Origin of the sequence: Kitasatospora sp. NPDC059577 (genome assembly GCF_042735475.1) — a bacterium.
Taxonomy (GTDB): domain Bacteria; phylum Actinomycetota; class Actinomycetes; order Streptomycetales; family Streptomycetaceae; genus Kitasatospora.
Genome location: NZ_JBHWBZ010000052.1, coordinates 15,512 through 26,850, shown reverse-complemented (window position 1 = coordinate 26,850; position 11,339 = coordinate 15,512). Strand labels below are relative to the sequence as shown.

Annotated in this window: 6 protein-coding genes; all 6 read right to left on the bottom strand. The window is 74.8% G+C overall.

Annotation, left to right across the window (positions count from 1 at the left end):
• Positions 1-166: 166 nt before the first annotated feature.
• A complete protein-coding gene (locus ACFV0O_RS30805) occupies positions 167-2,968 on the bottom strand; it encodes a ComEC/Rec2 family competence protein (RefSeq protein ID WP_380346984.1) in 2,802 nt (933 codons plus the stop codon).
• A 137-nt stretch (positions 2,969-3,105) separates the two neighbouring features.
• The gene (locus tag ACFV0O_RS30800) at positions 3,106-4,134 is read right to left on the bottom strand and encodes a helix-hairpin-helix domain-containing protein (RefSeq protein WP_380346982.1); all 1,029 of its coding nucleotides are present in this window, start codon (positions 4,132-4,134) and stop codon (positions 3,106-3,108) included.
• 229 nt (positions 4,135-4,363) lie between these two features.
• Positions 4,364-5,209: a DegV family protein gene (locus ACFV0O_RS30795; protein WP_380346980.1), complete on the bottom strand. Its 846-nt coding sequence runs from the start codon at positions 5,207-5,209 to the stop codon at positions 4,364-4,366.
• Positions 5,210-5,424: 215 nt separating this feature from the next.
• Positions 5,425-6,225, bottom strand: a complete 801-nt coding sequence (locus ACFV0O_RS30790) for a hypothetical protein (RefSeq protein ID WP_380346978.1) — start codon at positions 6,223-6,225, stop codon at positions 5,425-5,427.
• 338 nt (positions 6,226-6,563) lie between these two features.
• Positions 6,564-9,452 carry a leucine--tRNA ligase gene (gene leuS / locus ACFV0O_RS30785; RefSeq protein WP_380346977.1) on the bottom strand — a complete coding sequence of 963 codons (2,889 nt, stop codon included), beginning with the start codon at positions 9,450-9,452 and terminating at the stop codon, positions 6,564-6,566.
• Positions 9,453-9,861: 409 nt separating this feature from the next.
• Positions 9,862-11,157, bottom strand: coding sequence for a hypothetical protein (locus tag ACFV0O_RS30780; protein WP_380346976.1), 1,296 nt, complete (start codon positions 11,155-11,157; stop codon positions 9,862-9,864).
• Positions 11,158-11,339: the final 182 nt, after the last annotated feature.

The following is an 11,339-nucleotide window of genomic DNA, read 5'->3' as shown; positions in this document are numbered from 1 at the left end:
CCCGCCCCGTTGGTGTTGTGGGGGCGTGCTCCTATCTCTCGCTTTGCTTTGTCTTATTATTCGTAATTTTTTTTGCGGGGCCCGGGGGGGCGCGCCGCCCCCCCCCCCCGAAACGTTTCTGCTGGGCCCGCCGCCGCAGCGCCACGCTTCCTCCCAACCCCACTCCCTACCCCTTTCCCTTCCCCACGTGGTGGTTGGGAGGAGGACAGCGGAGCTCACCCGGGCGGAGCCCGCGGTGCACCGGGGGCCTGTCCGGGACGGGTGGGGGCCGCGGAGTCGGCCGAGGCCCGGGGGGCGCGGCGCGGGGGCGCGCGGGCCGGGGGGGGGGGGTGGGGGGTACCCCGTGGGGGGGGGGGGGGGCGGGGGGCCACCGCGGTGGCCGCCCCCCCCCCCCCGACCCCGGGGCGGCCGCGCGGCCGCCGCGGGCCCCGCCCGGGGCGGGGGGGGGGCCGGGGCCGCCCCCCCCCCCCGCCCCGCCCCCCGGGGGGCCGGGGCCCCCGGGCTGCGGGTGGACGGATACACCGAGGGTGGCCGGGGAGTCGCCGGTCACCGCGATGTCACCTGCCAGGTCGGTCCGCAGCACTGCCGCACCGAGCGCGCGCAGCCGGTCGACCGTCTTCGGGGACGGGTGTCCGTACGCGTTGCCCTCACCGCAGGAGATGAGCGCCAGCCGGGGCCGCAGGGCACCGGTCAGACCCCAGTCCTGATGGGCCGAACCGTGATGCGCGACCTTCAGGACGTCGACCCTTCCCAGTCGCCCCGACAGGGCCGACTGGGCCGGCGGTTCGAGATCTCCGAGCAGTGCCATCCGTAGTCCTCCTGTCAGTGTCACCATCAGTGCGACGCTTGCGTTGTTCGCGCCGGGCGCCTCGATGTCCGACCCGGGAACGGGCCACACCACGTCCCAGGCCAACTCCGTTCCGATCGACCGCCGTTCGCCACGGCCGGCCCGCAGCAGCGGAACGCCGGCCCCGGCTGCCCAGCTCGCCACCCGGGCCGCCTCGCCCGGCGGCTCGTCCAACGTCGTCCCCTCGACCGCACCGACCTTGCGGCCTCGCAACACCCCTGGTACGCCCTCGACATGGTCGGCGTGGAAGTGCGTCAACAGCAGCAGGGGCACGGTCGTGATGCCGAGGTCGCGCAGGCACCTGTCGGCGGCGCTCGGATCCGGACCGGCGTCGATCACCACCGCGCTGTCCGGCGCACCGGTCGCAAGGGCCAACATGTCCCCCTGGCCGACGTCGCACATCGCCAGGCGCCACCCCGGTGGTGGCCAGCCGGTGGCGATCCGGCTGAGTTGCGGCGGGCGCAGCAGCACCGCCAGCAGGACCACCAGCAGCGCACCGGTCACCAGAGCCCGGACCGCCCTGCGCCGCGGGCGGGCGGGTGCCCGGATGCCGGGCGCCGTGTGCCGGGGCAGCAGGAGCGGCGCCGCCCAGCAGACGGCCAGGACCGCTACCGCGACCGTGACCGTCCCGAACCAGCCTCCTGGCCACGACAGTTGGCCTCCCGGCAGCTCGGCTCCGCGTCGAGCGACCAGGGCGAGCCAGCCGGCCGGCACCCCGGCCGGCACCGCGAGCAGACGGGCCAGGGCCGGGAGGAACGGATGCAGGGCGAGCACCCCGAAACCGAGCAGGGTCGCCGGGGCCACCGCCGGCTCGGCCAGTAGGTTGCACGGGATGCCGACCAGGCTGATGTGCCCGGAGAGCACCACCGTCACCGGTGCGCACAGTGCCTGCGCGGCTGCCGTCGCCGCGACGGCGCCCGCGAGGTGGTGCGGCCAGCGCCGAGCCCGCAAGGCCTCGGCCCAGTGCGGCCCGAGGACGAGCAGCCCGGCCGTGGCGAGCACCGAGAGCAGGAAGCCGAACGAGCGCGCCAGGAACGGGTCCAGCAGGACCAGTACCAGGACGGCCCCGGCGAGCGCGGGCACCGCCTGACGGGGCCGGCCGGTGGCGAGGGCCAGCATGCCGATCAGTCCCGTCCCGGCTGCCCGCAGCACACTGGGCTCAGGGCGGCACACGGTCACGAAGGCCAGCGTCAGCCCCGTGCCGAGCAGGGCGCAGGTCCGCAGGGGGAGCCCCAGTACGGGTGCGAGCCCGCGCCGTTCCGGGGTGCCTGCCTGGCCGGGTGCGCCCAGCAGCGCACCGAGGACGATGGCCAGGTTGGCCCCGCTGACCGCCACCAGGTGGACCAGGTCGGTGGCCCGGAACGCGTCTTCGAGGTCGTCGGGCAGCCGCGAGGTGTCGCCGACGGTCAGGCCCGGGAGCAGCCCGCGCGCATCCGGCGGGAGCCCGTCGGTGGCGGTGCGCAGGCCGGCGCGCAGTCGTCCGGCGATCCGCTGGGGCAGGCTCGGCGGTGCCAGCTGCCGGGGCGGGCCGTGGACGACCAGGAGCGCCGCGGATTCGGTGTCGTGGCCCTCGCCCGCGGGCTGCACTTCGACCTCCACGGACAGCCGTTGGGACGGGAGCATCCGCTGCCAGGCCTCGCCGTCGGCCCCTCGGACCAGGACGGTCACGGGTGTACGCGTCCGGGTGGCCGGCCCGTCCGGGAGGAGGGTGACCCGGTCGGCCAGGGCGTCCACGGTGAGCAGCGGCTGCCCACCGGTTGTGCCGCCCCGGGAGGTGCGGACTTCGGGGTCTCCCGCGATGGTCAGCTCCACCTCCACCGCCCGGGCGGGAGCGTCCGGCGACCGTGGCACGGTGTGTTCGGCCGCGCGGGCGAGTTCGGGCAGCGGGCCCCGGTGCAGGTCGGCGGTGTGCAGCGGGGTCGCGATCGCGGCCGCCACTCCGGTGAGCAGGACGGCGGCGAGCGTCACCCCGGCCCCTTGTCGGCGCAGGACGCCCGGCCGGACGAGCAGCAGGACGGCCGCGAGCGCGGCGGCTCCCGCCGTCGCGAGGACGGGGGCCGTGTACCTCGCCTCCAGGCCGAGGAGCGCCGCCGTGACCACCCAGGCCGAGACGGCGGGCAACAGCAGTCGGAAGTCGGTGCCGGAGGGGTGGGCATGCGGGATCGATGCGGTGGTGGACAGGGCGGCACCTCCCTTCGGAGTGAGCGGGACGGACAGACGAGCGAGCGGGACGGACGGACGAGCGGGCGGCGGATGCGTCAGAGGGTGAGCAGCGGCCTGAGTTCGGCGTACGTACGGGCCCCGATGCCGCTGACCTGCCGGAGCTGGTCGACGGAGCGGAAGGAGCCGTGCGACGTGCGGTAGGCCAGGATGCGCTGGGCAAGGGTCGGACCGACGCCGGGGAGGGTGTCCAACTGTTCGAGGGTGGCGCGGTTGAGGCTGACTGCCGGCCGGGGTACGGCGGGCCCCGGCGGTCCGCCGTCGCCGGCGGTTCCGGCGGCCGGCGCGGGTGCGGCGGGCTGCTCACCGACGACCAGCTGTTCACCGTCCGTCAGGAAGCGGGCCAGGTTGAGGTTCCTGGTGTCCGTCTCCGGCAGCACGCCGCCTGCGGCCCGCAGGCCGTCGGCCACCCGCGAGCCGCCGGGCAGGGTGTGCAGTCCCGGGGCGTGGACCCGTCCGCCGATGTCGACCACGACGGCCGCACTGACACCGCTATCGGCGCCGGCACCGGCCCTGGTTGCCGCACCGGCAGGGCCGCCTCCGGCCGCACCGACCCCGCTCCCTGATGCTGCGTCGACGGATGCCGCCACGTCCGGATCCTGATGCGCCGAGGCGGCTGCCAGCGCGGGAACAGCGACGGTCTCCGGCCTGGCCAGCCAGAAGTGCTGGACGGCGTAGCCGACCGCGAACAGCAGCAGGATGACCAATCCGGCCACCGCACGCCGGTCGAGCGCCACGGCCGGAGTGAACGAACCGAAGCGCGGGCGGGCCGCGGCATCCGGTGGATCCGGGGCGGGGTCCCGATCCATGACGGGGTCCGGACGGGCTCGACCGTCCGCGCCCGGAGGCCACGGCGTCGCACCCGTCGGCGGCCCGGTGGCAGGCCACTCCCCCGTCGCGGTCGAGGCAGCGCCCTCGGCCGCCCCCGGGGAGCCTCCCCCGCCTCCTCCGGCGTCCCGGCCGCCGTCCGTCGGCGCTTCGCCCGCCGGCAGCAGTGCCGCCATCCGCAGCCGCACCGTCTCGTTGATCGTCTGGCGCTTCGCCGCGCCCAGGCCCATGGTCGTCATGCCGAGGACGCTAGGAGTCCTCCGGCGGACATGCGGAAATTGCCGAAATCCTGTGGATAACCCGGGGGTTGTGGACAAAGCACGTCACTCACACGAGTGATCGAGACCCTCGGAAGTTGACCAGAGGATGCCCCGTCACCGATCCCCGGCCCCGCGTCCCGAACCCCGATCCCCGGCACCACGCCCCGCGCGCCGTCGGCCACACCACCCCACCTGCCCGCCGCCCCCGTCAGCGCGGTGCGACCACCACCGCGAGCAGCCCCGGCCCGACGTGCGCGCCGATCACCGCCCCCACCTCGCCGACGTACAGCTCCCGCAGCCCCGGCACCCGCGCCCGCAGCCGCTCCGCGAGCGGTTCGGCCCGGTCCTCGGCAGCCAGGTGGTGCACGGTGATGTCGACGTCCCGCTCCCCCGACCGCTCGACCGCGATCTCCTCCAGCCGCGCGATCGCCCGCGACGCCGTCCGCACCTTCTCCAGCGGCTCGATCCGCCCCCCGTCCAGGTGCAGCAGCGGCTTGACCGCCAGCGCCGACCCGAGCAGGGCCCGCGCCGTCCCGATCCGCCCGCCACGGCGCAGGTACTCCAGGGTGTCGACGTAGAAGAACCCGCTGGTGTCCGCCGCCCGCCGGCCCGCCGCCTCGGCCGCCTCCGCGAGGCCCTGCCCCGCGGCGATCGCCTCGGCCGCCGCCAGCACCCCGTACCCGAGCGCCATCCCGACCAGCCGGCTGTCCACCACCCGCACCGGTACGGGTGCCTCGGCGGCCGCCAGTCGGGCCGCCTCGACGGTGCCGGACAGCTCGCCCGAGATGTGCACGGAGACGATCCCCTTCGCCCCGGCTTCGGCGGCCGCCCGGTAGGTCGCCGCGAAGGTTTCCGGGTTCGGCCGGGAGGTGGTCACCCGCTGCTTGCCGCGCAGCGCCTCGGCGACGTCCTTCGGGGAGATCTCGACGCCCTCGCTCAGGACCGAGTCACCGACCGCGACGCTCAGCGGGACCACCGTGATCCCGTGCCGGTCGAGGGCCTCCTGCGGCAGGTAGGCCGTGGAATCGGTGACAAGCGCGAGGTCGGAGGGCATGAGGCGGAGGTTACTCCCCGTTGGTGCGCGAGGACAGCGCCCGTCGGCGAAGGGCCGTGCCCCGGCCACGACATACCCGCGACGCGCTCTCGACGTACCCTCGACGTACCCTCGACGCGCTCTCGACACGCACTCGACACGCCGCTGCAAGCCCGGCGACCGACGCCCGGCAACCGACGACCGGCGACCGGTCCCGGCCGGAGACGGGGAGCGGGTCAGCCCGCCGAGGATCCCGTCGACGGCTTCCGCAGCCGCTGCGCCAGCTTGGCCAGCGGGTCGGCGAGCCCCAGCAGTTCCTCGGCGCTCGGACGGCTCTTCCCGTCCGTCAGCCCCGCCCGAGCCTGTCCCCCAGCCCCCGAACCAGCCCCCGAACCGGCCCCCGCACCCGGCTGCGACCCGGGCCGCGCGCCGGTGCCGGTACCCGCACCGGACCCCGCCGCCGGACCCGCGGAACCGGGTCCCACACCGTCCCAGTGCCGCAGCGCCCCGGCCTCGCTCTCGCACTCCTGGCCGAGCCGGCGCAGTTCGTCGTCCGCGAACCGGTGCATCCGGTCCTGTGCGGCCCAGCGCATGGTCTCCGCCGCGTGCGTGATCCGCTCGGCCCGCTCCCGGAGCTCCGGCAGCTTGGCGGCGATCCGCGCGGTGTCCGGCTCGCGTTCGAGCATCCGCAGCTCGCCGTCGAGCTCGGCAGCGTGGGCGTCGAGCCGGGTCAGCAGGGCGAGCGACTCGCTGAGCTGACCGTCCTGTTCGAGTCCGCCCTCCAGCACCTGCCGGGTGCCCTCGAGCGAGGTCCGCAGGCCGAGCCGGACGGTGGCGATCTGCGCGGGCGGGCCGATCCTGGTGTACGTCTTCGCCTTGAGGGTGGCGGTCTCGACGGCACGGCGGGCGTTGGCCTCGTGCTTCTCGATCTTCACGCCGACGGCCTTGGCCGCTTTGACCGTGCCGACCACCGCCATGGCGACCACCGCGATCCCGATGAGCAGGACCAAGCCGATCATCACGCCGAACACGTCCATCGCGCGCCACCTTCCGCCGCCGTTTCGGCCCCCACCGCGCCCAACGCGGGCCGCATCGCCATGGGTTCCAAGGTAGCGCCGGATCGCTCGCCGGGGCGGCCCGAACGGGCCCGGCGGCCGGAGATCAGGGTCAGATCCGGGATCTCCCCGAGGGCCCGGGCCCGTCCGACGCCGCACCGCAGTCACGGAACCGCACCGCACCCACGGAGCGCCGAAGCACGCACCGAGAACACCCCGCCCGAGAGCATCAGTCCGACAGCATCAGTCCGAGACCACCCCGCCCGAAAGCACCGGGCGGGCGCCCCGAAGGACGCCCGCCCGGTCGGTCACGGCCGGTGTCAGCCGGTGACGATGTTCACCAGCTTCGGGGCCCGCGCGATCACCTTGCGCACCTCCGCGCCGCCGATCGCCGCGACGACCGCCGGCTCCGCCAGTGCCAGCGCCTCCAGCTCGGCGTCCGAGATGCTCGGAGCGACCTCCAGCCGGGCCTTCACCTTGCCCTTGATCTGCACCACGCAGGTCACCGTCTCGTCCACCACGTACGCCGGGTCGGCGACCGGGTAGTCGGTGTGCGCCAGCGACTCGCCGTGGCCCAGGCGGCGCCACAGCTCCTCGGCGACGTGCGGGGCCAGCGGCGCGACCATCAGCACCAGCTGCTCGGCCACCGCCCGCGGCGTCGAGCCGCGCTTGACCAGGTAGTTGTTCAGCTCGATGGCCTTGGCGACGGCCGTGTTGAAGCGCAGCCCGGCCATGTCGCCGCGGATGCCGTCGATGGCCTTGTGCAGGGCGCGCAGCGTGGCCTCGTCCGGGGCCTCGTCGGTGACGACCAGCTCGCCGGTGGTCTCCGAGACGACGTTGCGCCACAGTCGCTGCAGGAAGCGGTACGAGCCGACGACGGCGCGGGTGTCCCACGGGCGGGAGACGTCCAGCGGGCCCATCGACATCTCGTACAGGCGCAGCGTGTCGGCGCCGTACTCGTCGGCGATGTCGTCGGGCGCGACGGCGTTCTTCAGGGACTTGCCCATCTTCCCGGCTTCGCGCTTGACCGGCTCGCCCTGCCAGGAGTACTGGCCGTCGCGCTCCTCGACCTCGGCGGCGGGCACCGGGAAGCCGCGCTCGTCGCGGTAGACGTCGGCGGTGATCATGCCCTGGTTGAACAGCTTGTGGAACGGCTCGACGGACGAGACGTGGCCCAGGTCGTGCAGCACCTTGTGCCAGAAGCGCGCGTACAGCAGGTGCAGGACGGCGTGCTCGGCACCGCCGACGTACAGGTCGGCGCCGCCGGCGGGCTTGGTCTCGGTGGGGCCCAGCCAGTACTGCTCGTTGGCCGGGTCGACGACCGCGGAGGAGTTCGCCGGGTCGACGTAGCGCAGCTCGTACCAGCACGAACCCGCCCAGTTGGGCATGGTGTTGGTCTCGCGGCGGTACTTCTTCGGTCCGTCGCCCAGGTCCAGCTCGACGTTGACCCAGGCCTCGTTGCGGGACAGCGGGGTCTCGGGCGAGGAGCTGGAGTCGAAGGCGTCGTAGGTGCGCGGCGAGTAGTCGTCGACCTCGGGGACCTCGACCGGCAGCATCGACTCGGGCAGGGCGTGCATGACGCCGTCCTCGTCGTAGACGATCGGGAAGGGCTCGCCCCAGTACCGCTGGCGGCTGAACAGCCAGTCGCGCAGGCGGTAGTTGACGGTGCCCTCGCCGATGCCGCGCTCGGCCAGCCAGGCGGTGGCGCGGGCCTTGGCGTCGACGACGCTCAGGCCGTCCAGCGACAGGTCGCCTTCCTCGCGGGCGGAGCCGACGATGACGGAGTCGTAGGTGTCGAAGGCGTCGTCCCACTGTGCCGGGTCCTGGCCGCGACCGTCCGTCGGCTCGACGACGCAGCGCATCGGCAGGGCGAAGGCGCGGGCGAAGGCGAAGTCACGGTGGTCGTGGGCGGGGACGGCCATGATGGCGCCGGTGCCGTAGCCCATCAGGACGTAGTCGGCGATGAAGACCGGGACGGACGCGCCGCTGACCGGGTTGGTCGCGTAGGCGCCGGTGAAGACGCCGGTCTTGACCTTGGCGTCGACCTGGCGCTCGACGTCCGACTTGGCGGCGGCCGTGGCACGGTAGGCGGCGACGGCCTCGGCGGGGGTGGCGGCACCGCCGGTCCACTCGGCGGGCACGTCCTGCGGCCAGGCGGCGGGGACGATCGAGTCGACCAGGCCGTGCTCGGGGGCCAGCACCATGTAGGTGGCGCCGAACAGGGTGTCGGGGCGGGTGGTGAAGACGGTGATCGGCTCGCCGGAGCCGACCGCGAAGTCCACCCGGGCGCCTTCGGAGCGGCCGATCCAGTTGCGCTGCTGCAGCTTGATGGCCTCGGGCCAGTCCAGCAGGTCCAGGTCCTCGATCAGGCGGTCGGAGTACGCGGTGATGCGCATCATCCACTGGCGCAGGTTGGACTTGAACACCGGGAAGTTGCCGCGCTCGGAGCGGCCGTCCGCGGTGACCTCCTCGTTGGCCAGCACGGTGCCCAGGCCGGGGCACCAGTTGACCGGCACCTCCTTGGCGTACGCCAGGCGGTACTCGCCCAGCGTCTCGTCGCGCTCGGCGGCGGACAGCGACGCCCACGGGCGGCCGTCCGGGGTCTGCCGCTCACCGGACTCGAAGGCGGCGATCAGCTCGGTGATCGGCCGGGCCTTGCGGGCGGTGTCGTCGTACCAGGAGTTGAAGATCTGCAGGAAGATCCACTGGGTCCAGCGGTAGTAGTCCGGGTCGATCGTGGAGATCGAGCGGCGCGGGTCGTGGCCCAGGCCCAGCCGGCGCAGCTGCTGGCGCATGTTGGCGATGTTGGCCTCGGTGGAGACCCGCGGGTGGGTGCCGGTCTGCACCGCGTACTGCTCGGCGGGCAGGCCGAAGGCGTCGTAGCCCAGCGTGTGCAGCACGTTGTGGCCGGTCATCCGCTGGTAGCGGGCGAAGACGTCGGTGGCGATGTAGCCCAGCGGGTGGCCGACGTGCAGGCCCGCGCCCGAGGGGTACGGGAACATGTCCATGATGAAGCTGTGCGGCCTCGCGGCGACGTCACCGGCCGACGGGTCGGCCAGCGCACCGGTGGGGTTGGGGGCGTGGAAGGTGCCCTCCTTCTCCCAGATGTCCTGCCAGCGGGACTCGATCTCGGCCGCCAGCGCGGCGCTGTACCGGAACGGCTCGGTCGCGGTCTCGGACGCGCCGGACGCAGGGGTCGTCTCGCTCATGGTCCTTCAAGCTCCATCGATGTCGGTGGGCGAACCGTGCGGGCGCCCGGCCGGTGGGACCCCGCCCGGGTCGGGGCCGGGGGCGGAAAACAAAAAAGCCCCTCGCAGGAGGGGACGCCACGCCGACTCCGGCACCGCCCGAGGGCGCAGCCGGTCCTGGTCAGCGCGGCCGGCTAAGGAGCAGGCGCACGGTTCGCATGGGCTCAGGGTACCGCAAGCACATCGGCGCGCTCCCGGGTATACCGCCGGGACGGCCCTCCGAGCGGCGCCACGGCGGCCTCGGCCCGCGACCCCGGCGACACCACGACGGCCCCACCGCCCCGCCCCACCGGCCCCACCAGCCCGACACCACAGCAGCCACAGCAGCCACAGCCAAAGCCGCAGCCAAAGCTGCAGCACCACGGCGACCTCACCGCGACGCCGCCCGCCCCGCCGCGTCGAAGTCCCGCAGCGCCTTCGCCAGCCGCTCGGACTGCATCCCCGCCGCGAGCGAGCGTGCCAGCGCCGCGGTGCGGGCCGCCTCCCGCTGGTCGCCGAGCCGCCGGTGGGTCTCGGCGAGGCGCACCATCAGCAGCGCCTTGGAGCGCGCCCGCCCGGGCCCCAGCCCGGCCACGGCCTCGGCGAGCAGGGCCTTCGCGGGCCGGTACCGGCCGAGCGCCAGCCGTCCCTCGCCGACCATCCCGGCGAGGGAGGCACGGGCCTCCTCGGCGCCGGGCACGCCGTCCAGTTCGGCGAAGGCCCGGGTGGCGGCGGCCTCGGCCCGCTCCGGCTCGTCCCGGCGGCCGTGGGCGCGGGAGAGCCTGCCGAGCTGGCGGGCCCGCCCGTTGGGGCCGAGGGCGGCGCCGTGGGTCTCCAGGGCGGTTTCCAGTGCGGAGACGGCGTCCAGGCCGCGTCCGCCGGGGCCCTGCGTGGCGAGCACCACCAGCGCGCCGAGCACGGCGACCCCGAGCCTGGGGTCGCCGCTGACGTGGGCGGCGCGCAGCGCGGCGACGAAGGCGCGCTGGGCGGCGGCGTCGTGGCCGAGGTCGTACGCGGCCCAGCCGGCCAGCCGGGCGAGCCGGCTGGCCGTGCCGTACAGCTCGCGGCCCAGCCGTTCGTCGTACGCGCCCAGTTCCAGCAGTTTCGCCAGCATGGCGAGTTCGGCGCGGGTGGGGCCGAGGACGAGGCCGCCTCCGCAGGAGCGTTCGAGGCGTTGTTTGCTGCGGTAGGACAGGCCGAGCTCGCCGACCAGGCCGGCCTCGACGCGCAGCGCGCCCTCGCCGCCCCCGACGGGTGGTGGCGGCGAGTCGAGCCGGGCGGCGGCCTGGTCGAGGTCGGCGTTGCGGAAGAGGTCGGTGAGGCGGACCGGCCCGGCGTCGGTGGCGGCCTCGCGCAGCGCGGTCTGGGCGGTGTCGGCGGTCCACGGGTCGGTGAGCAGCCGGGGCGAGAGGATCTTGGCGCCGCGGTGGCCGCCCATCCGGCCCCAGAGCTGCTCGTAGGTGACGGCGATGCCGAGGGTGCGGCTGAGCACTTCGCAGACCGCCTGGTCGTGCGGGCTGCGCGGCACCATGCCGCGGTCGCGCCACTTGTACGGGGCGGTGGAGCTGATGGCCAGGCCCGGTGGCAGTGCGAGGCTCACCTCACGGGCGAGCCGTTCCGGGCTCCAACCGAGCTGGTGGAGTATCCGGGCCAGTTCCTCGTTCCGCCTTCGCTCCAGATCGGCCATGGCACGACGGTAGCGGGATTCCGGCCCCTCCCGCCGGTGGGAGCGTCGAAACAGCAGAGAGCCCCGGGCCGCGCCCCGCCGCCGCGGGCGCGCCCGGGGGGCGGGGGGGGGGGGCGTTCCCGCCCCCCCCCGCGGGCGTCCGCGACCGCCCCGCCCCCCAACCACAACAACCCCACCCGCCG

Bases quoted from the DNA above. Each gene is read 5' to 3' on its own strand.
- ACFV0O_RS30800 (WP_380346982.1), bottom strand. From the start codon at position 4,134: ATGACGACCATGGGCCTGGGCGCGGCGAAGCGCCAGACGATCAACGAG.
- ACFV0O_RS30795 (WP_380346980.1), bottom strand. From the start codon at position 5,209: ATGCCCTCCGACCTCGCGCTTGTCACCGATTCCACGGCCTACCTGCCG.
- ACFV0O_RS30790 (WP_380346978.1), bottom strand. From the start codon at position 6,225: ATGGACGTGTTCGGCGTGATGATCGGCTTGGTCCTGCTCATCGGGATC.
- leuS (WP_380346977.1), bottom strand. From the start codon at position 9,452: ATGAGCGAGACGACCCCTGCGTCCGGCGCGTCCGAGACCGCGACCGAG.
- ACFV0O_RS30780 (WP_380346976.1), bottom strand. From the start codon at position 11,157: ATGGCCGATCTGGAGCGAAGGCGGAACGAGGAACTGGCCCGGATACTC.